Consider the following 22,576-nt stretch of genomic DNA (forward strand, 5'->3'; position numbering starts at 1 on the left):
TGGTAAAGAGTGAACGTTCTCTTCTCTATGTTGTTAGTAGAGGAAGGATGAAAGAAATGAAAAAGAATGGCTCCATCGTCAATCGTTGGATTTATGGTTTGCTGAGTTTGTTGCTTGTTTTAAATTATGGTACGCCGCTTATAGCGTTGGCGGAAGAGGTTAACAGCAGTGGACAGATTACACTAGGAGAAGTGAAGCAAACCAGCCAGCAGGAAATGACCCTAGCGCTTCAAGGACCAGCCGAACCAACGACACAAGAGGTCGTATTACATTACAGTGCCAATGTTTCGTTGAAAGCGGCGCATTGGGCAGCGACCAATAATATCCGTAAGGTTCGAGTGGATGATCAAAAGAAACAGATTCAGTTTGAATTGAATCAACAAGCGTTAGCAGATACGTTAGTTGTTACGTTGAATGCGACACCTTCAGTACCAACAGAAGTGACGTTTTCTTATGGGGCGCAACAACGGGCGCTAATGTTAAATAGTGGTACTGATCCGACAGAATCAACGGCAGTCACGAGTTCTTCAGTGACATCAACGAATAAATGTTCCACAGAAGCAACATCTACAAATGACGCCATTGCTCGTTCGTCAGAAGAAACTGTAGGAAGCACAACCAAAGCGACAGAAAGTAAACCAACCGAGTCGACGACTGTCAAACCACGTGCAGCGGGGCCGACAGATATCAGTGACTATTTTACAGATGCTGAAACAACGATTATCGATAATTTTGAGGATCCGATTTATTTAAACCCTGATGGGACACCGGCAACACCGCCATACAAAGAAGATGTGACCATTCATTGGAAGTTTAACTGGTCGCTTCCCGAAGATGTGCGAGCCCAAATGAACGCCGGCGATTACTTCGAGTTTCAATTGCCTGGTAATTTGAAGCCCAATAAACCAGGTTCAGGTGATTTGATGGATACCGAGGGCAATGTTTATGGATCGTATACAATTAGTGAAGATGGCACCGTGCGTTTTACCTTTAATGAACGAGTGACGGCTGAAAGTGAGATTCATGGCGATTTTGCTTTAGACACGCATCTGGATGATTCAGATGGTCGTGGCCCTGGTGATTGGGTGATTGATATTCCTACAAACGATCATCAACCGCCTGTTGTCATTCCTGTGAGACCCGATACGGAGGATCAGATTGATAAACAAGGACATTTTGATCGGACACCAAATCCTAGTAGTATCACTTGGACGGTAGCTATCAATCAAGCGATGAAAGATCAAACAAATTTAACGGTGACAGAAACGTGGCCAGCAGGAAATACTTTTAAGTCAGTGAAAGTCTATGAATTAGTCATGAATCTTGATGGCACGGTTGAAAAAGTTGGTCGTGAACTTAGCCCAGATGAGTATACTGTCGATAAGAATGGCAATGTGACCATTAAAGGGGACACCAATAAAGCCTATCATTTGGAGTATCAAACCACGATTGATGAGGCGGTTATTCCAGATGGCGGTGGCGATGTGCCTTTTAAAAACCACGCGACGTTAACAAGTGATAATAATCCGAAGGGGTTAGACGCTGAAGCAACTGTCACGGCAACGTATGGCAAAATGTTAGACAAACGTAATGTAGATTATGATGAAGCCAACCAAGAATTTTCTTGGGAAATTAACTACAATTATGGCGAACAAACCATTCCGCAAGAACAAGCAGTCATAACAGACACAATGGGCGATAATTTAACCTTTGAGCCAGACTCTTTACATTTATATTCAGTGACGTTTGACGACAAAGGAAATGAAGTCGTTGGGGCAGAACTTGTGGAAGGAAAAGATTACAAAGTGGTTGTCAACGGAGATGGCTCCTTTGAGATTGACTTTTTACATGATGTGACTGGCGCCGTCAAGGTTAATTATAAAACCAAAGTTGCTGGAATTGTTGAGGGCGATGTCGCCGTGAATAATCGTGTGGATGTCGGTACTGGTCAGCATTCAGAAGGCGATGGCACAGCAAGTCAACAAAATATTATTAAAGGAATTGGCAAGCCAAACTATAATAACTCAACGATTGGGTGGACATTGGATGTCAATAATAACGGGTATCAGATGATTAATGAAGTCATAAAGGATGAATTTAGTCCGGTACCAGGGTTAACATTAATTGCGAGTACCTTAGTAATTACTGATCAAACGACAGGGGCAACCTTAGTGTTAGGCCGTGACTTTGATTTACATGTTGAACAAAACGCTGCAGGCGCTGAAACGGGCTTTACGCTTACATTTAAAGGGCAATATGCAGATACAACAGATAAATTTCATATTGAATACTTAACGAACTTTGATGTCACACAACTTGATTCAGATGGTAATGAAGAAGGACCGAATCAGTTTACCAATCGTGCCTCCATTGATTGGACGGATGAAAACGGTGATTCGCATCATTCTGATGACACCAAGCCATTTAAACCATTACCACCCTATGCACTAAATGCCCAAAAAAGTGGCGTTTACAATGCGGTAACGAAAGAAATTACTTGGACCATTGCCGTGAACTTAAGTAATAATCCGTTGATTAATGCAACTTTAACGGATCCTATTTTAGACAATCAACAGTATGTTGGCGGCAGTTTGAACGTTTACGAGGGAGAAACCTTGGCAGACGGTACCGTTGCTAAGATCAATCCAAATCAACCAGTGAACGACAAAATGGCTCATGTGGTTGAGCCAAGTGAGAGCAACCAGAATACAGTGGACGTTGCTTTTCCAAATCGTGAAACACCACGAGAGACTAAAACCTATATTGTTGAATTCAAAACCTCCATTGATGATAGGGTGATTGAAGAGGCTCAAAAGTATGACAACGTCGCTTCATACACCAACAACGGCCAAAGTCGTGATGTGATTGGTAAGGTTTCCATTAACCATGGCGGTGAAACGGTCGCTAAAACTGGAGAAGTTGACCCGGCTGATCCCAATTATGTCGATTGGCATGTGACGATCAATGGCTCCCAATCCGTGTTAGATGATGTAGTAGTGACAGATACTCCTTCGCCAAACCAAGTTGTTGACCAAGCATCGATTGTGATTTATGGAACGAAAGTTAGTGTAGATGGCACCATTACCCCAGATAAATCAGTGGTTTTAGAAGAAGGAAAAGATTACACACTGGAAGTTACCACCGATAATGAAACAGGGCAACAACAAATCGTTGTAAAAATGGCCCACATTGAAGCGCCGTATTATTTAGAATATCGTAGCTTAGTTACCTCTTCGGCTGCTGGAAGCACGGATACTGTGTCTAACCAAGTGGACATTACAGGGAACGGTTCAAAAATTATTCATGGAGATGATAACGGCGATATCGTTGTTGACATTGATCATAGTGGCGGCCATGCCAGCGGCACCAAAGGTAAAATCCAGTTGAAGAAAACAGCGATGGATGGCACGACCATTTTAACTGGTGCTCATTTCCAACTTTGGAATAAAGAGCGGACACAAGTTCTTCGTGAAGGAACAGTGGATGCCACAGGTGTGATTACATTTGGCGGCCTACCACAAGGGGAATACATTCTGGTGGAAACAAAAGCGCCAGAAGGTTATACAGTTTCTGACGAATTAGCCAAAGGGCAAACCATCACGCTCAATGAAGCAACTTCAGCTGAAGGGGCACAACCAACCATCATCAAAAATGATGTGAGTAAAGTGATTTTAGAAAAAACGGATGAGAAGGGTAAAAAGTTAGTCAATGCGCGCTTTAAATTAGAGCATGCTGTAACCACGCCGTTTACTCATTGGGAAGAAGTTATCCTTGCGCCTGATCGAACCAACGCAAATGGCCAGTTGGAAGTGGATAGTTTAAAACCAGGTCTTTATCGGTTCACAGAAATCGAAGCGCCAACAGGTTATCTTTTAGATACGACACCCAAACGATTCATCGTGACACAGAACACGAGCGGACAAATTCGTGATGTTCATGTTAAAATGCTTAATTACCAAGGTTCTGCTGAACTAATTAAAAAAGATCAAGCAGGCAATCCATTGGCGGATGCTGAATTTTCAGTCCTTGATGCCACAGGACAAGCGGTTCGAGAACACTTAGTTTCGGATGCAAACGGAAAAGTCACAGTGACGGATTTAGCCCCAGGCAAATATCAATTTGTGGAAACCAAAGCGCCAGCAGGGTACCTTTTAAACACTGAGCCAAGTGCTTTCACGATTGTAGCAAGCGATCGGGGCAAACCAGCAACAGTTATAGCAACGGCTAACTTTGTTAACTATCAAGGCGCAGCTAAATTAATCAAAAAAGATGTGAATGGACACTTATTAAGTGGTGCGACATTTAAAGTGCTCGATGCGAAGGGACAAACGATTCAAACAGGCTTGACGACAAATAATCAAGGAGAAATTGTTGCAGAGCACTTAGCCCCAGGTAAATATCGCTTTGTAGAAACCAAAGCGCCAACAGGCTATTTATTAAATACCACGCCAGTTCCATTTGAAATTGCTGAGAAAAATGCTGGTAAACCAGCGGTCGTGGTTGCTAGTGACAACTTTGTGAATTACAAAGGGGCTTTCCAAATCGTGAAAACGAATAGCGCAGACCAACCATTAGCAGGTGCTGTTTTTGAATTATATGATCACAATAAACAATCATTAGGGATTACAGCAACGAGTGGCAAAGATGGCAAAATTATCTTTAGAGACTTGGCGCCAGGTACCTATTATTACAAAGAAATCAAAGCACCAAAATTACCAGATGGTTCAGAGTATATTATTTATCCTGAATTAGTAAAAGTAGAAATTCGTGGGGATTTCAAAGGCGATCCTGGAATCTTACAATTAGGGGCCTTTGCCAATTTCAAAGGACGTGCCGTCTTTAAGAAAATTGATGCCAATGCGAATCCTCTTCCAGGAACCATTTTCAAATTGTATCGAATCGAAAACGGGGAAAAAATTTTTGAAAGAGAAGTAACTGCTGAAAAAGATGGTTCATTGGCTATGGACGATTTAGGCGCTGGTAGCTATGAATTAGATGAAATGGATGCAACGGATGGCTATATCGTCAATAAACAACCCATTTATTTTGTAGTGAAGAAGAATTCAAATGATAAACAACCACTAGATGAGTTAGAGTTTGTAAATTATCAAGCGGAAGTAACGGGACGTAAAGTCAATGAGCAAGGTCAAACCTTAGCGGGTGCAGTTTTTGTAATTTATAAAGCTGATGTTCAGAATCAGCCACAAGGTTCACCGATAACATTCTTGAATCGTGCAGGAGAAAAAGTTTCTGAAATAACAACGGATAAGACTGGCGAAATTTACGCTAAAGGGCTGAATGAAGGGCATTACGTTTTAGTGGAAACGAAAGCACCAACAGGCTATCTGTTAGACACAACGCCACATCCCTTTGATGTAACCGCCCAATTAGGAAAAGAGCAGCCAATTGCTTTAGGCGATCTTATCAATTATCAAGGAACTGCTCAATTAACCAAAGAAAACGAAACAGGTGAAGCATTGGCAGGTGCGGTGTTTAAGGTCATTGATGAAACAGGGAAAACCGTAGCTGGACAAACCAATCTGATGTCTGACAAGCAAGGCAAAGTCATGGCGAAAAACTTAGCACCGGGAACGTATCGTTTTGTGGAGACACAAGCGCCAACTGGCTATCTTCTTAATGAAACGCCAAGCGCAAGCTTTACGATTGCCAAAGACAACCAAGGCAAACCAGCCACTGTGGTACTTAAAGCACCTTTTATTAATTACCAAGGTGCTGCCAAGCTGGTGAAAATTGACCAGCAAAAGAATGCCTTAGCGGGCGCTGAATTTAAAGTGACAAATGTGCAGACAGGGCAAACCGTCGCTCGTTCATTACGTTCTGACAACCAAGGGTTAGTTCAAGTGAACCACTTACAACCAGGTAAATATACCTTTGTGGAAACAAAAGCACCTGATGGTTACCAACTGTCTAAGCAAGCTGTCGCATTCACTATTGCAGCAACAGCGAAAGACAAACCTGAACTCGTGGATGCGGGCACGTTTGTTAACAAGAAACAACCTGTATCCCAAAAAACAATACCAAATCAACCAACAACGACGAAAGCAGCTAGAGAGACAGGTTGGCTTGGTTTACCGAAAACCAACACACAAGTCAATTACTTCTTTGTCTTGATTGGCCTCCTGCTGGTCGGTTTGGCAAGTTGGCTCTTCTATAAAAAGAGAATGAAATAAAGAGGCATAGGAATGTCTAACAAAAATAGATTCAGAACAGAAAAGCCACTGTTCTGGGTCTATTTTTGTCTCTAGAGGAATGTTCACTGTGTTAAAAATTTACACTTTTAAACATCAAAGAACGTTTTTTATGCAAATTATTCTGTGAGAAAGTAAAGGTATAACAAGTAGTAAGCTGAAAAATGGTTCCCCTAGATGTTACTTTGGTAACACACAACTCTAGCCTGTTCATCAAGCAGAAAAAAGATATTTTAGTTTTATTTTTCTGGATTCATTTCAAAGCAAACTAAAAATTTTTAGGTATGCGCTAAAAATACTACTTAGGGTCACAATTAAAAGTTCATATAACTAATCCGTGGAACACAATTGCATTCGCGATTAGTTATGCCCTTATAATATATAGATAATGGTTTAATTATAATTTAAAAAATAAAGCATGGAAAGTTCATAAGTTTAAGGTACGATATATACTGAACCAAAAATATTAATTGGGAGGAATATTCATGAAAAAAATCTTATTGTCTACAGTCACTATTTTGTCTATTTTCGGTTTAGCAGGTTGTGGAGGGAAAAAAGAACAAAAACCTACAAATAATAGTTCTTCGAGCTCTTCGCAAACTTCACAAACTTCAAAATCTGAAAAAGGGAAAAAAACCGACACAAGTACAAGTGTGGAAAGTACAAGTTCATCAAAAGATAGTAATTAAAAGTTATAGGTGCTAAAAAAATTAGTTATTTAATAGTAGTTTCAGATTTGACTTCAATAGTCGACGGTTTTTGTAATTGATAGTCTCATCTGGCAAAATGAAAAGAATGTATATTATTTAAAATATGGTTGTGAACATTTTGTTACTCTTTAAAAAACAAGGAGAAAACTTTTAAGGAGAGTTTTATAATAAGCAGTATGTGAAAAATAGCTAGGGTAAAATAGTGCCTGTTATTAAGTATTTCTATTTAACTGGTTAGTTCCTGAATAAAAAGTTGTAAGAATTTTTGTAAAGAAAGAAGATTTTAGAAACGTTTAATAAAAATAATATAAATAGTCCGTTTTATCACTCTCCTTCTTAATATCTCTATTGTCAAAATTGACATTAGAGATATTTTTGTATGTATTGAAAACCATCTATTATGGATTCTGGATAGATATTAATCAAATCGACACAAAAGTGCAGAAAATTTGTTTATTTTATTAGCATATATGCAAGCTTGGTGTATTTGTTGGTGAAGTATGTAATGCTTGGTGATTCTTTTTCTTAATTGTAGCGAATGAAGAAGAGAGTATTAGAATTTAGAAGCGTAATTCTGTTGATGTATTTCAGGATTGCGGTTTTCTTAAAATATCGAACATAGGTGAGATAACCAGCAAATTTTTGCGAGCAACAAAAAATATTTTTTAGCAAAGGAATTTTAAATTGAATGAATTTGTCTTTCAAAGAATGGATGAGCATTTATTGAATATTTCGAAAAGGACAAAAGTAATTATATAAACAGAAAGACGTTAGGACTTGCTATCTAGGGGAATAATACAACACAGTTGACAAGCAATTGCTCGTTGTCTTTCCTGTTTTTCGGTGATATCTTTAGGTATTTTGGCTAAAATATTGTACACTTTACATGTGCAAGAAATTTAGTTAGAGATATGAGGATAGAATAATGAAAAAGATGATGGTTTTATACAACGAAACTTCAGGAAGTAGTGAAAGTAAAGAGATTGCGGAACGCTTTAAAAAAGCTGCAGAAGCGAAAGGCGAAGCGGTTATTTTGCAACCTTCCAACCCGGATATTGATCCTGAAGAAATGCGGAAAAATGCCAAAGAAAATCAAGTGGGTGTCTTGGTTGTTATTGGTGGTGACGGGACCATTCATCATGCCGTTCAAAATTTTAAAGACACCATTCGTGACTATCAAATAGGGATTATTCCAGGTGGAACAGTTAATAATTTTGCGCGTGTGTTAAGTATTCCTTTGAAAGAAGAAGACGCCTTTGAAACCATTTTGGCAGGCAAGACAACACCAGTTGACTTTGGGATGGTAAATCAAGATGTAATGATTTCAACCTTAACGATTGGCTTATTAGCGGACACAGCAGCGAATGTGACCCAACAGGAGAAACAAAAATATGGTCCTTTAGCTTTTACAAAGCAATTTTTCCGCTTATTAATGAAAAAGAAAAAGTACAAACTAAAAATTGATGGCGATGAAAGACGTTGGCATGGCAAAGCCCAATTATTAACGATGACCATGACAAATTCTGCTGGTGGCTTTACCAATTTCGATGCCAATGCCACGCCAGATGACGGCGAAGTACACATCATCATTTTGCCTAAGTTAGTTTTTTATAAGTTTGTCTATTATTTACCTAAAATTATCAGAGGTCAATTAAATAAAATACCTGGCGTCGTGTATTTCTCTGGGAGTCAATTTAAAATTAGTGGCGAAAAAAATAAGAAAGTCCAAACACGAACAGATGGCGACCCTACCGATGATTTACCGATTAAAGTAACGGTGGAAGCTGGGGGACTCAACGTGTTTGTTCCTGAAACGTCCACATCTACGAAAGAATAAAAGAAACAACTGTTATTTTTTTCGTGGAATAGATTTCTCATTTTGTGTACAATAGAACAGAAGAGAGGCAGTTGAGTGAACAGTGAAATGGGATGAATATGTTGATATATTCGATACAGATGTCGTTTCTAAAATTATTATTTTAAGAAATTTGCCAATTAATGAAGGCTGGATTGACATCAATGAGTTAGCCGAAGAATTACAATTAAACAAAAAATCAGTCAAAAAATACGTAGAGCTTCTAAAAGATGACATTACGTATTATGCTGTGGATAATGATGCTTCTTTGGCTTTTGAAAAGGGTCATGGCTATCGCTTGAACTTAGCTTCCAGCCAAGCATTCCAGAAACTCTATACAGCAATTTTTCAAGATAGTTTAACTTATCAAGTAATGGAAGATTTATTCTGGGGGCGATTTAATGGAATTGTGCCAGCGACAACAAAATATCATACCAGTGATGCCACGATTCGGCGCTTACTCAAAGGTTTTACAGAAATTTTAGCGCCATTGGGTTTAGTGATTAATAAAAGCACCTGGAAAATTGAAGGCAATGAAGCGTATTTGCGCCATTTTGCTTACACTATTTTTATGGACTTAATCCGTGATACTTGGCCTTTTGAGTATATCCAAGAAACGGAAGTCACACAAACCGTCCAAAAAATGATGGCTTTTTTCAACGTAGAAGTTGCGGAAACGGTATTACGTCGGGTTAAATATATGGTCGCTATTTCAAAAGTCCGTAGTGCGCAAGGCGCCGAATACCGACCTTCAGCTGAGCAAGAAACTTATTTAGAAGGAAATAAACATTATCAAGCGTTTATAGAAGAGATGACAGCCACAACACTTTTCCTTAATAAAAACGATTTAACCTTTGTGTACTTTTTCTTGTTGGCTAATGACCAATTTTATCAAGATGAAGCCACTGCAAAAGCAATTTTAGCGCATTTTGATGAGTCTGAAGCACCTGTTTATATGTTGACTCATTTAGTCCAACATTTCTTATTAGAAGAAATACAAATGACGCCGCAATTGGAGAAAATTCGTCCGCAAATTTTTTATTATTTGTTTGCTACACATTTGTTTGCCGAACTTTACTATGTCCAAAATGTGAAATTTTACAATGTCTTTTGGAATAAAGTTAAAGAAAAATATCCAATTCTTTTAGAAGAATTAAGCAAAGGCTTAAATCAACTTTACGAACAAACAGGCAATGAATTATTTACAAATAAAGAATTTTTGGCTTTGCGTTATTCTAGTGTTTTGGCGCTTTCCAATGATTTAATTCATCGTGAACAAAAAATTGTTTTAGGCTTAAAATCAGGCTTGCCAGTGTTGGAAGAAGAACGTGTGAAACTTTCGATTGAAAATAATTTTCGTCGATTTTATGCATTGGAAGTTTTACGATACAGTGAAGCAAGCACAGAAGAATGGCAAAACATTGATTTACTCTTAGTGACTTCTTTGGCAGATGTGGAAACGGGACATCCAGACATCTTTTTACTTTCAAGTGAGTTAACGTTTGAGCAATATAATCGATTGAATCAAAAAATAGTAAGAATCAACGAGAAAAGAACCACGTCACTTTAATAAAAAATGAGCTGTTTTTATATACACGTCAGACAAATTGTAAAAAAGTTTTTCTAAAAATTAAAAAAACAAGAAGAAAACATCAATAGGTAAGTGCTTAGCACCTACTTGTTGATGTTTTCTTGCTATTTTTTATAAATTCTACACCAGTTCAACTTGAAATTACGTCAAAAAGGCGCTTTTTTTTACTTTTTTAGCATCAATAATAGGTGATTGGCCTTTGGTAGTAAAGGAACTATTGCTTTTTTTGATAGGTAGTTAAAAAATATTGAGGTTTCTCACAAGAATTTTTCTATATAATAGAAGTAGCAAGGGAAGAAAGGCGGGATGAGATGAAAAAACGGATGGAACAAATTGAAGGAATTTTAAGTTGTGAAGAAAATAGTGCGGGCGTCCGATTAAAGGAATTGGTTGAGGCTTTAGAATTGGAAGTCACGAATCAAAATTTGTTAAAGGTGACAAGTGTTTTACATATGAATCCAAGATTCAAAAAAATATATGCATACGAAGACAGTCGTGTCGTCACGCTGTATCAACTTTTGCAAAATAAGCCGTTGGAAGTGATGGAACGAAAAGAGGGAACCAGATGAAGAAAACAATACTTATTCTTCTGTTTGGTTTATTGACAGTGGCTGGTCTACCAATGGTGACTGAAGCGGCTGAACCAGTTGATGCAACAGATGCAACAATTTTTGGTGCGCAAGCGATGGTGCCTAATAGCACCGAGGATCAAACAGATAAGTTGCAAGCATTGTTGAGTCAGTCGGCAAAGGAAGAACGGGCATTATTTTTACCACAGGGAAGTTACGCTCTGTCGAAAGACATTGTTATTTCTTCAAATTATCAATTAATTGGTGATACAGAAGGGGCCACTATTTTACATAATGCTACAGGGGCACCGCTTCAGCTGACAGACACAACGTACGGAACGAAAACCAATGTCCGACTTCAAAATATTGCCTTTGATGGCATCAATGTGACTTTGAAATTGACGAATCAATTAACTTTAGCAAACAATATCTTTTATAATCCATTGAAAGGATTCGTGGTCAATTTAAATGCAGATATTGGCGTTAAAATTTCAGGTAATATTTTTATGCGAGATACAGCACACATGCAACCGAAGATTGATTTTAATCGAGCAATTTATATTGGTGGTTATTCCACACCAAGTCGCTTTCAGTATATGTCAGATGTAGACATCGTGGACAATTTATTTGGGTTAAAAGTGACAGAATTAGATGCAATTAAAAGTACCAGTCGTTCAGACTTAGCAGCGACTATTACACGTTTACAAACAGCCATTGAAGCCGGTGCTATTTCAGTGCCTAATGAACAAAATTATCTATCCACCGGGGTTAATTCTTATAATATGTTGAAAGATGTAACCGTTCAACATAATTTTTTCTATTCACCTTATGATAATGAAAACTTGAATGGCTTGGTGGGAGATCATGCAATTTATTTCCGTGGCGCCCAAAATATCACAGTGGTAGGGAATCATTTACGCGGACTGCAAAATGGTCCAGCTGGCGGATTTAAGTTTAAATCAGGGCGTAATATTACGATTATGAATAATTATTTGCGAAATACAGGTCTTATTATGTATGGAACACCAGAGATTGGTTTGGCAGAAACAAAAGCAGAAGGTGCTATTTCAGAATTATCCAATTGGTTAGTGGCTAATAATATTTTTGATTGGAAATACTGGGACAATCAATATGCAATTGGAATGGAATACAATCGACATACAGGGAATAACAATGTGTTTAATGGTGTGTTTATCGACAATCAATTTGTTAATTATCATAATATTCCACAGAATCGTCGACGGGAATTGTTAATCGCTAGTGGTGGTGGTTTCCGACCAGAAACGAGTTTTGTGAAAGGGAATATCCGAGATGATGGCCTTAAAAACGGTCAATTATTGGTGGAAAATTGGACAGAGGCGGACTATCGCTTAATGCCAGCAACATGGGAATCGTTAATTTCACCAACGCTTTATGAGCAATATAAAAATACGCCAATTCCGGTTAGAAATACTTTAGCAACCCCTGTGGCTACAACGATTGTACAAGGACAATCAATTGATCCTTATCAACTGGTTGCTAATACAAATGATGCGGATGAAAAAGTACCAACCGCTAAAGTCGTCAATCCAGAGGTTTTAAATCAAATTGGTCAACAAAAAGTGACCGTTCAATTAACTTATGAAACAGGGTCACTGGTAACGGTGAACGTACCAGTGACGGTAGAGGCCCCAGCTAAAAAGCTTGATCTGTCTAAGCTTCAAACTGTTTATGCTTCGATAGGTGAAGCAAACCAATACACGGTTTACTCTTGGCAGTTATTCACTGCTCTTGGTCCTAAAACGACTGTTTCTCCCTATTATCAGCAGGCGACACAATTGTTAGCAGAAGGTGCGGAAATTGAGAACCAAACACAAGAACAAGTGGATCAGTTAACAAGTAATTTGCAGGCTGCAATGAAAGTATTAGTTAAAAAAACCGATATCACGCTAGAACGTGCAGAAGCAGAAAACGAACTAGCAACCATTCATAAATTAGATGAGTCCGCATATACTAAAGACTCTTGGCAAGCCATGCAAGAAGCCTTAATAGATACAACAAATGGCGTAGAAAGTCCTAAACAGTTACAACAACTGCTTGCTTGGTCAGATGAAGAATTATTGGAGCTAACACTTGGTAATTTTAAAACGCCCGCAGATGCACAAAAGCGTATTAATCAATTAACACAAACCATAAAAATGGCGTTACTTCTGTTAGTTGAAAAACCAACAGATACAACTAGTAACACAAGCGAAAACAGTACAAGTGAAAGTAGCACCTCAAGCACGACCAGCGAAACCAACAGTACGAATGAAAGCAACGCTCCAAGTACAACCAGCGAAACAGGTAGTACGAGTGAAAGCAACACGCCAAGCACAACAGGTGAAAACAATACTTCAAGTACGACTAGCGAAACAAGTAGTACAAGTGAAACAAACAATACAAATGAAAGCAATACACCAAGCGTAACCAGCGAAACAAGTAGTAAAAGTGAAAGCAGTGCTTCAAGTACAACCAGCGAAACCAACAGTACAAGTGAGAGTAGCACCCCAAGTACTGTAAACGAAAACAGCCAAAACAAAGGCCAGAATTCTATCATTTACGCGGAAGAGTCTAATCAAGATCCTAATGATTATCAAAGCAATTCAAAGACGTCTACCAAGGCTAGTCAAAAAAAGGAATCAGCAGCAGAAAGTCAAGCAACTAAACAGGTACAGACGAATCAAAAATCGTCAGAAACAGTTAAAAAAGCGGATAATACGACTAAAATTGCCAAGAAAAAACTCCCCAAAACAGGTGAACAAACTTCAGCAGTTGGGGGCTTCTTAGGTCTTAGCTTGTTATCGTTAGCTACAGCAACCTATTGTTTTAAAGTAAAAAGATAACTCTTTAAAACGGATAAGTAAATATCCTGAAACAAGAAATAAGGCTTGTTTCAGGATGTTTTTATATAAAATTAAAAGAACAACAGTTTTTTAGTGAAAAATTACACAAAAGTACTTGAATTTCTGTGATATAAGGGTAAAGTAAAGGAGGACAAAAAACAAAGGAAGTGAAATGTTTGTATACACCAGATGAAATTTTAAGTATTAGTATTGAAAACGGTCAGAGAAAAATTCAAAAGCCTTTGGTAGCAAAACTCATTTTAGGATTTATCGGCGGTGCCATGATTTCTCTCGGCTATTTGGCTTATGTGCGTGTTTCCGCCTCTATTCCAGCAGATTTAGCCAGTGTTCAAGCTTTAGTGGGGGCTGCGGTTTTCCCAATTGGTCTAATTGTTATTTTAATGGCTGGTGGTGAGTTAATCACAGGGAATATGATGGCGGTGAGTACGGCTTGGTTTGCTAAAAAGGTCTCTTTCAGAGAATTGCTCGTGAACTGGGTCACAATTACATTGGCAAATATAGTTGGTGCCCTATTTGTTGCCTATTTTTTTGGCCATTATTTAGGTTTAACCACTAGCGGAGTCTATTTAAATCAGGTTCTTTCTCTAGCAGAACATAAAGTTGCAGCAACATGGCTTCAGGCAATTATTTCAGGTATTGGCTGTAACTGGTTTGTAGGACTGGCCTTATGGCTTTGTTATGGTGCGAAAGATGCAGCGGGGAAAGTATTAGGTATTTGGTTTCCAGTAATGATTTTCGTCGCGATTGGTTTTCAGCATAGTGTGGCGAATGCATTTATCATTCCAGCCGCAATTTTTGAAGGCGGCGTTCAGTGGGGGGCTTTTTTCCGTAATTTTATTTTTGTTTATTTAGGTAATATCATTGGTGGCGCTATTTTTGTTTCTGGCTTCTACTATTTAAGCTATCGCAAACATTAAATCCCTTTAGCAGATAAGAACCTTCACTATGGCTAAACGCCTTTGTGAAGGTTTTTACTTTTTGTGAAAAATTATCAAAAATGACTAAAAAATTATTGCCAGTTTTTTAAAATTATGTTACGTTAATATTACAAAAAGATTTCTGGAGGTAACAAAAATGAAAAAAATTGTTTTGTTCAGTATGTTAACGTTCAGTGTGTTGTCTTTAAGTTTAGCAGGTTGTGGAAACAAAAAAACAGCCAGCACAAATGATTCTAAGCCAAAACAAGAAACAAAGAACGCCACGAAGAAATCATCTAGCCAACAAGAAATGAAAAGTAGTCGTTCGTCTGTCACGAGTCAAAATTCTGATGTGGCAGGGGAAAATCCGTCGGGGAATGGCACGAAGCCCTCTGTAGGAACCGATGAAACGAATGAAATCCCTCAAAACCAAACACCTGATACAAATATTACAATTACCAATGTTGTTTATAATCCTGAAAGAAATGAAATTAATGGTACCACGTTGCCTAATGCCATAATTACAGCAACGGTAGTTGGTGATGCTTCTGCACAAGCAGGTGTTTTTTATGCGGATGCCAATGGCAACTTTACAGTAGTTAGTCCCAGAGCGGGAGCGACTACTCAATTAATCGCAACCGTTGATCAACGAAATAGCGCACCTGTCCAAATTGATATTCCAAGTTCAGGACAAGAAGCAGAGCTTTCTTTTAGCAATATTACGATTGATCCGAAACAAGGGACAATTTCTGGTAAAACAGCACCTAATGCAACTATTTTAGTGTCGCGTGCAGATGATGCGCGGGTGATTTTAGCAAGTTTTACTGCGGATGCCCAAGGGAATTTCACAGCCAGTAATTTAGTTCCTGGCACGAAAAATCGCTTAGATGTTACATTAAATGGAGAAATAGGGACACCTTACTTGTTTGATTTACCAAATTAAATAGAAGAGAAGTGATAAAAGCCACCAACGCTAACTAGTGTTGGTGGCTTTTATGGTTTAGGCTTCTTCTTTTTTATGATTGCGAATATGTAAATAGATGGTATTTTTTGAAATACCTAATCGATCGGCAATCTTTATGACAGAATCTTTGAGATTAAAAATTCCTTGATCATATAAACGAATAACAATTTCTTTGTTTTGATTCAAATGTGATACGTTTGGGTCGCTTTCTACTGCTTGTTTCACTTTTGTCAGTGAAGTAGTGATTAATTCGTCAATATTGTCAGAAAAATGTTCAGAATTTTTAAGCTCTTGGGACATATCATTTTGTTGTCCCGAAGGTAATAAGTCTTGCAAGTAATCAATTAATGGCATTTCTAGATGCATATTGATACAGATTAATCCAATGATACGATCATTTTCACCGATAACTGGAATGGTGGAAGATTTTAAAATAACCCCTTTTTGATTTTTATTGTAGTAGGGTTTCACAGCGTAATCATGTTCCGACTCTACTTGACTTAACATTTTTAACGCCATATCAGTAATGGGGGCACCTTCCTTACGGTTACTGAAATGGCCATTGATGACTTTGATAGCTGAACTTTCCAAATTTTCTAAACTATGAAGAATGACTTCATGGGTACTACCAAAGAAGTTCCCTAATCCATCAAGCATTAAGGCATGTGAATGTAAGATTTGTTTATCTACTTCACTTAAACGTAAATATGACTCCAAGTGATATCCTCCCCTACACTGAAATTAATTTTAGTGTAATACTTTTTTAATGGAAAAGCAATAAGATTCTTTATGTTAAAAAAATACATTGACTAAACTTTTGTTTAGTCTTATACTCAGAATGTGGAATGAAATTTTTATTACTCATTGTACTTTAGTTCATCGGGATGCTCGTTCATTCTTTCACTTGTTGAGTAATAAAAATTTTATTCAGGAGTACCATCCGTTATAAAAAAATATATTTGGAGGCAAAGAAATGAAAACGTTATCAGGAATCTTGATGTTAGTCTTAGTTTTATGTGGCATGTCCCTATTCTCTTTTAAAGCACCGCGAGGGAAAAAATCTTTAAGTGCTTTGTCTGGTGCAGCTTGCGCCACCTTTCTACCAGAGGCGTTTTTGCGGTATGCAGTAGGCGGCGTTTTTCATTTAGATTATGTGTCGCAAATTGGTGAAACGATGGGTAGTCTAGGTGGTTTAGCGGCTGGAGCTCTTGTGCCGCTCGCTTTTGGGATTAGTCCAGTTTTTTCAATTATTTTAGGTCTGTCATTGATTAAAGTCAGCTTGTTACCAGCCTTTATTACCGCGTATCTTTTATCTTTTGTTGTTGAGCAGATGCAAAAACGTATTCCAGAAGGGATTGACTTATTAGTCGTTATTTTAGTCATTCCAGTCGCTGCCTCGTTAGTTGCTGGTTTTATTCAACCCGTTGTATTAGGCGTCCTAGAAGTTATTGGGGGAACGATTTTAAGTGCAGTGGATGGCAATCCATATGTGATGGGCGCAATTTTAGGCGCTATTATCCCGATTGTTGGTATGACACCGTTAAGTTCAATGGTTTTAACTGCCTTGATTGGTTTGACTGGTGTACCAATGGCTGTCGGTGCGTTGACCTGTTACGGTAGTTCCATTGTCAATGCGGCGCTATTTAAAAAGTTAAAACTAGGCACAGCTTCAACCCCGTTAGCTGTGGCAATCGAGCCATTAACACAAGTCGATATCATCAGCTCCAATCCAATTCCTATTTACGCAACCAATTTATTTTCAGGGATGGTTAGTGGTATCGTGGTAACCTTCTTTGGCTTAAAAGTACCTGTGACAGGAATGGCAACGCCGTGGGCTGGTTTACTTGTGACGTTAGGCAACAATGCCATTCAAACGACTTTACTAGCAGTAGCGATTATCACAGTGGTTAGTCTGATGTTTGGATTTTTAGGTGCTTTGGTCTTTAAACGTTACAGAATTGAAGCGGTGGATAATACACCAGAATTTGAAGGAACGACGGAAGTAACCAGTGAGAAAGAAAAAGAAGCAGTAAAAACCAAAGGAGGAGTTACGTATGAACACAGCTATGGCCATCAATAAACCTAAAAAAGTAAACAAAGTAATGAACTATAAAAGTTGTTTTGACATTATCGGTCCTATTATGATTGGTCCTTCTAGTTCGCATACAGCTGGAGCATTGGCGATTGGCTTAGCGGCGCGAAAATTATTCGGTGGAACGCCAGAAAAAATTGTGATTAAATACTATGAATCTTTTGCAGACACGCATAAAGGACATGGGACTGATTTTGCAATTATTGGTGGAATTCTTGGGCTAGCAGCAGATGATGCCAACGTAACACAATCTATTGAACTTGCGGAAGAACAAGGGATCGAGATTCAATTTTTAGAAATGAGTGAAGAAAGTCCAGTGAATCATGCTAATACAGCATGTGTGACACTCAGTGATGCAACGCATGAAATCCATTTAACAGGAATTTCTGTAGGTGGTGGTACTATCGAGGTGAAATACATTGAATTAGATGGTTTCAATGTACAACTACATGGTCCGTTACCTATTTTGTTAGTTATTAATCAAGAAGAGCAGGCGATGCAAGCTTTTAAAGATACGTTACAAAAAAATAATATTCAAGTGAATGCTGTGTCTCGTTATGTGGAAGGGGATCAAATTTTGTTCATCTTTGACTTAGATTCGGCACCAATTTCCTCGGTGAAAGAACAACTGTTTTCACTAGATGACACATCGAAAATAATCTTATTATGATAGGAGTTTGACATATGTACCTTTCGATTGAAGAATTTATCGATAAAGCTGAAAAAACAGGAAAAAAAATCTCTGATTTGATGATTGAGCAAGAAATGGAACGTAGCCAAAAAAGCTATGAAGAAATTTGGACGCAGATGGGTCAAAATTTGGATGTCATGGATGCTGCTGTCAAACGCTCGCAAGAAGGAGAAGGCGTTTTTTCTCCTACTGGGCTAACGGGCGGTGATGCGGCTCGTTTAAAAAAATACCGCGCAGCTGGCAAAACGTTATCAGGTGATTTAATGATGTCTGCAGTTCAAGCCGCACTAGGTACTAATGAAGTCAATGCAGCAATGGGCGTTGTTTGCGCAACGCCAACTGCTGGTGCAAGTGGCACTTTACCAGGGGTTTTAACAGCGATTAAAAATACCTTGAATTTAACGCGTGACCAACAAATTCGTTTTTTGTTTACCAGTTCTTTATTTGGGATGGTCACAGCCAACAATGCGATGATTGCTGGTGCTGTCGGTGGGTGTCAAGCCGAAGTAGGCAGTGCTTCAGCGATGGCCGCTGCCGCCGCTGTTGAAGCGGCTGGCGGGACACCACGCCAATCTTCTGAAGCTTTTGCCATGGCTTTAGGGAATTTATTAGGTTTAGTTTGTGATCCGGTAGCTGGGTTAGTCGAAATTCCTTGTGTCAAACGAAATACAGTAGGTGCAGGCAATGCGTTAATCGCTGCAGATATGGCTCTAGCTGGGATTGTAAATAAAATACCAGCAGATGAAGTAGTGGAAGCCATGAATAAAGTCGGTCGTCAATTACCACGAGAATTGAGAGAAACGGGTTTAGGTGGCTTAGCTGGCACAGCGACTGGCCAACGAATGAAGAATGAAATTTTTGAAAAAGTAAAATTCACCATTGTTTAAAATTTAATCATGAAGAGGGAAATAAGATGCTGGATATGAAAAAAATTCGCCAAAATGTAGAAGTGGTACAGAAAAAGTTAAAAACACGTGGTGTGGACGAGGAAGTTTTATTACGCTTTTTGGCTTTAGATGAAGAACGGAGAGCATTACTTGTTAAAGTTGAAGAACTGAAAAAACACCGTAATCAGGTGTCAGGAGAAATTGCACAATTAAAGCGTGCGCAAAAAGATGCTTCACAACAATTGCTAAATATGCAAGAAGTTAGCGAGCAAATTAAAGTTTTAGACCAAGAGGTTGTTCATTTGCAAGAACAATGCACAGCCATTGCAGAACGTCTGCCTAACTTACCACATGAGAGTGTGCCTGTTGGTGCAGACGAAGCCGCCAACGTAGAAGTTCGGCGGTGGAGTACGCCAAAAACTTTTTCATTTGAACCGAAACCACATTGGGAAATCGGTGAAGCCTTAGGAATTTTAGATTTTGAAAGAGGTGCGAAAGTATCTGGTAGCCGTTTTCTTTATTACAAAGGCTTAGGGGCTCGTTTAGAACGAGCGGTCTATAATTTTATGTTAGATCAACATGTTTATGAACATGGTTATACCGAGGTGATTCCTCCTTATTTGGTCAATAGCAAAGCAATGTTTGGCACTGGCCAGTTTCCTAAGTTTAAAGAAGATGTTTTCCAAGTTGCAGAAAGTGATTTGACGCTGATCCCCACAGCGGAAGTCCCGTTAACTAACTACTATAATAATGAAATTTTAGAGGCGCAAGAGTTACCCATTTATTTTACTGCTTTAAGTCCTTCTTTTCGTTCGGAAGCGGGTAGCGCAGGCCGTGATACCCGAGGATTAATTCGTTTACACCAGTTCCATAAAGTAGAAATGGTCAAATTTAGTGATGCAGAACACTCTTATGAAGAATTAGAAAAAATGACCAACAATGCTGGAGATATTTTAGAAAAATTGGGCCTCCCTTATCGAGTGATTACTCTTTCGACAGGTGACATGGGCTTCTCAGCAGCGAAAACCTATGATTTAGAAGTTTGGATTCCGGCACAGAAAACGTATCGAGAAATTAGTTCTTGTTCAAACTGTGAAGACTTCCAAGCACGTCGGGCGTTGATTCGTTATCGTGATAAAACGGGTCAAGTTCAATATGCCCATACACTTAATGGGTCAGGGCTTGCTGTTGGTCGAACAGTGGCTGCCATTTTGGAAAATTATCAAAATGAAGATGGCACGGTAACGATTCCAGAAGTTCTACGTCCTTATATGGGCGGTTTAACGAAAATAGATTAAAAAAGAAGGTTGATGTCACAGCATCAACCTTCTTTTTAGTTTGTTAAATCCGTTAACCAATGCCCAATTTCTTGAAAAACCGTTGCTTTTTCCGTTTCTAATAAAATTTCATGACGTAATGTGGGAAATAGTCGTAACGTCACGTGCTGAAAACCTGCATGCTTTAATTGCTTTTGAATTTTCTCTGGCCCCTTGCTGAAATCACCAACTGGGTCTTCAGCGCCACTAATGATCAAAATAGGTAATTCTTTTGGGATAGCTTGGTACCAATTCCTTTGATTGGCTCGTTTAACAAGTGAAAAAAGGGTAGCAAAACCATTATTGGTAAATATAAAGCCCATTAATGGGTCATTTTCATAGTCAGCCACATTGGCTTGATTTTTAGAAAGCCAATTAAAGGAACTTGCTTCAGGAAATTTTTTGCTAAAAGAACCAAACGCCAGCTTATCAATGAACGGAGCTGGTTTTGTCGGCTGTTTCTTGGCCATTTTTTTAATAAAAGGCAATGCCGCGGTTAAAGGTAACGGACTTGTTCCAGTGCCCATGAAAATGACTCCTTGCATAGTTACAGGATAGTCTTGCAGATAGTTGCGCAAGGCGAAAGACCCCATGCTATGACCCATCATAAAATAGGGCAATTGTGGATAGCGATTCACAGCCCATTGTTTCACTTGATGAATGTCTGTAACGACATTTTCAGGCCCTTGTTCTCCAAAAAAACCGTAGACAGGTGCGGTTGGTTGTACAGATTCGCCATGACCTAGATGATCATGACCAACTACGGCAAACCCTAATTGATTTAAAAAACGAGCAAATTCATCATAACGTTGGATATGCTCTGCCATGCCGTGAATCAATTGAACCACGGCTTTGGGTGAAGGACGGGGCCAATGACGTACATTGAGCTGAGTTTGTTGATCGTTTGAAGTAAGTATGAATTGTTCAGTCATAAGAAAACCTTTCTTTGCTTTTTGATTATTATACAAAAAAAAGACGGTGTTCAAAAGAAAAAATCATTATTTTATTAGAATAAAATTACATTACAGCTTTTATTCTTTAATAACTAAATGCAAAGGTTGACCAAAAAATAACTTTATATACAAGCTTTTGGACAAGCAATGTTTTTTAATATTAAAACAATTGACATTGTTTTCTAATTATAATATATTTGTTTTATAATTTAGAAAGGAGTGATAAAATGAAAAAGATTAACGAAACGGTTGCAAGAGAAGTTAAAGCTGGTTTTCATTGGCATTGTTGGTTGTGTAATGCAGGTGGTGGAAGTAAAGCAGGTTATTTAAGACATGTGCAAGTATATAACCATATTTTTGTTTCTTATTGGAGATAAAATGTTGTCTTTTCAAAAGAATACAGTTTAGTCAACAAAAATTGTATTCTTTTGAAGTTGCACAGATAATATGAGGATTGTACGAATGAAAAATATGAAGGTATTATACAATATCTTAGCTTTGTTAGTTATTACAGGATGTGCTGCACCTGAGTCTCTAGTGCATAAGCAAGATGATGACTCGGCTATCGATGTGGTTGAAACGTATTCAGAAGCAGAACAAATAGCCTTTCCCTATTATTATGTTCAGTTAGTTGAAGTAAGTAAATTAAAAAAGGAAGTTAACAATAGTATAAAATTAACGCTTAATTTATTGAATGATGGAGTTCCTCAGAATACACAGATAAAAGATATATTTTCAGTTAAGGCTTTACAAGGTGAAGTTAATTTGAAAAATTTATCCACTAAAATTGAGGGAGATAAATTTTTAAAAACGAGCACAGTAGTTGTTGAATTTCTGTTAGTATCTGATGAAGAAGTAATATTTGAATTTACTTCCACATACAAAGAACAAATCAAAAAACATTATAGCGTATTTTTAGAATGAATTGCAGGTTAGA

16 protein-coding genes are annotated in these 22,576 nt (G+C 38.2%); 14 read left to right on the top strand and 2 right to left on the bottom strand.

What is annotated here, in order from left to right; all coding sequences use genetic code 11:
* Nucleotides 1-56: 56 nt before the first annotated feature.
* From IGI87_RS00425 to IGI87_RS00460, 8 genes are all read left to right on the top strand, one after another.
* Entirely contained in the window at nt 57-6,191 is a 6,135-nt protein-coding gene (locus tag IGI87_RS00425; protein ID WP_438736005.1) for a SpaA isopeptide-forming pilin-related protein, read from the top strand.
* A gap of 503 nt (nt 6,192-6,694) precedes the next feature.
* On the top strand, nt 6,695-6,898 hold the full coding sequence (locus tag IGI87_RS00430; protein ID WP_205216596.1) for a hypothetical protein: 204 nt from the start codon (nt 6,695-6,697) through the stop codon (nt 6,896-6,898).
* Between the two features lie 946 nt (nt 6,899-7,844).
* On the top strand, nt 7,845-8,756 hold the full coding sequence (locus IGI87_RS00435) for a diacylglycerol/lipid kinase family protein (protein WP_438736008.1): 912 nt from the start codon (nt 7,845-7,847) through the stop codon (nt 8,754-8,756).
* Nucleotides 8,757-8,838: 82 nt separating this feature from the next.
* Nucleotides 8,839-10,344 (top strand): helix-turn-helix domain-containing protein, encoded by a 1,506-nt coding sequence (locus tag IGI87_RS00440; protein ID WP_438736010.1) that lies wholly within the window; start codon nt 8,839-8,841, stop codon nt 10,342-10,344.
* A 332-nt stretch (nt 10,345-10,676) separates the two neighbouring features.
* Nucleotides 10,677-10,934 carry a hypothetical protein gene (locus IGI87_RS00445; protein ID WP_104854663.1) on the top strand — a complete coding sequence of 86 codons (258 nt, stop codon included), beginning with the start codon at nt 10,677-10,679 and terminating at the stop codon, nt 10,932-10,934.
* Entirely contained in the window at nt 10,931-13,798 is a 2,868-nt protein-coding gene (locus IGI87_RS00450; RefSeq protein WP_438736011.1) for an LPXTG cell wall anchor domain-containing protein, read from the top strand. The genes IGI87_RS00445 and IGI87_RS00450 overlap by 4 nt, the downstream gene beginning before the upstream one ends.
* Before the next feature lie 176 nt (nt 13,799-13,974).
* Entirely contained in the window at nt 13,975-14,736 is a 762-nt protein-coding gene (locus IGI87_RS00455; protein ID WP_162782662.1) for a formate/nitrite transporter family protein, read from the top strand.
* A 157-nt stretch (nt 14,737-14,893) separates the two neighbouring features.
* Entirely contained in the window at nt 14,894-15,679 is a 786-nt protein-coding gene (locus tag IGI87_RS00460) for a hypothetical protein (protein ID WP_104854660.1), read from the top strand.
* 57 nt (nt 15,680-15,736) lie between these two features.
* Here the strand turns inward: IGI87_RS00460 and IGI87_RS00465 are convergent, their stop codons facing one another.
* Entirely contained in the window at nt 15,737-16,357 is a 621-nt protein-coding gene (locus IGI87_RS00465; RefSeq protein WP_002383467.1) for a helix-turn-helix transcriptional regulator, read from the bottom strand.
* Between the two features lie 316 nt (nt 16,358-16,673).
* On the opposite strand from IGI87_RS00465, the gene IGI87_RS00470 reads away from it, so the two are divergent.
* Genes IGI87_RS00470 through serS form a run of 4 tightly spaced genes read left to right on the top strand, consistent with a single transcriptional unit; the run spans nt 16,674 to nt 20,668 of the window.
* Complete coding sequence (locus tag IGI87_RS00470) at nt 16,674-17,780, top strand: PTS sugar transporter subunit IIC (RefSeq protein WP_002383466.1); 1,107 nt, start codon at nt 16,674-16,676, stop codon at nt 17,778-17,780.
* The gene (sdaAB, locus tag IGI87_RS00475) at nt 17,767-18,462 is read left to right on the top strand and encodes an L-serine ammonia-lyase, iron-sulfur-dependent subunit beta (RefSeq protein ID WP_438737376.1); all 696 of its coding nucleotides are present in this window, start codon (nt 17,767-17,769) and stop codon (nt 18,460-18,462) included. Before IGI87_RS00470 ends, sdaAB begins: the two co-directional genes overlap by 14 nt.
* A 14-nt stretch (nt 18,463-18,476) precedes the next feature.
* Nucleotides 18,477-19,370, top strand: a complete 894-nt coding sequence (gene sdaAA, locus IGI87_RS00480; protein WP_104854658.1) for an L-serine ammonia-lyase, iron-sulfur-dependent, subunit alpha — start codon at nt 18,477-18,479, stop codon at nt 19,368-19,370.
* A gap of 26 nt (nt 19,371-19,396) precedes the next feature.
* Nucleotides 19,397-20,668: a serine--tRNA ligase gene (serS, locus tag IGI87_RS00485; RefSeq protein WP_438736013.1), complete on the top strand. Its 1,272-nt coding sequence runs from the start codon at nt 19,397-19,399 to the stop codon at nt 20,666-20,668.
* A gap of 35 nt (nt 20,669-20,703) precedes the next feature.
* Here the strand turns inward: serS and IGI87_RS00490 are convergent, their stop codons facing one another.
* Nucleotides 20,704-21,654, bottom strand: a complete 951-nt coding sequence (locus IGI87_RS00490) for an alpha/beta hydrolase (RefSeq protein WP_438737378.1) — start codon at nt 21,652-21,654, stop codon at nt 20,704-20,706.
* A 212-nt stretch (nt 21,655-21,866) separates the two neighbouring features.
* On the opposite strand from IGI87_RS00490, the gene IGI87_RS00495 reads away from it, so the two are divergent.
* Nucleotides 21,867-22,016: a hypothetical protein gene (locus tag IGI87_RS00495; RefSeq protein ID WP_002367605.1), complete on the top strand. Its 150-nt coding sequence runs from the start codon at nt 21,867-21,869 to the stop codon at nt 22,014-22,016.
* A gap of 85 nt (nt 22,017-22,101) precedes the next feature.
* Nucleotides 22,102-22,563, top strand: a complete 462-nt coding sequence (locus IGI87_RS00500; RefSeq protein ID WP_240185154.1) for a hypothetical protein — start codon at nt 22,102-22,104, stop codon at nt 22,561-22,563.
* The last annotated feature ends 13 nt before the right edge of the window (nt 22,564-22,576 follow it).

Origin of the sequence: Enterococcus sp. DIV1444a, assembly GCF_051712125.1 — a bacterium.
Classification (GTDB): domain Bacteria; phylum Bacillota; class Bacilli; order Lactobacillales; family Enterococcaceae; genus Enterococcus; species Enterococcus faecalis.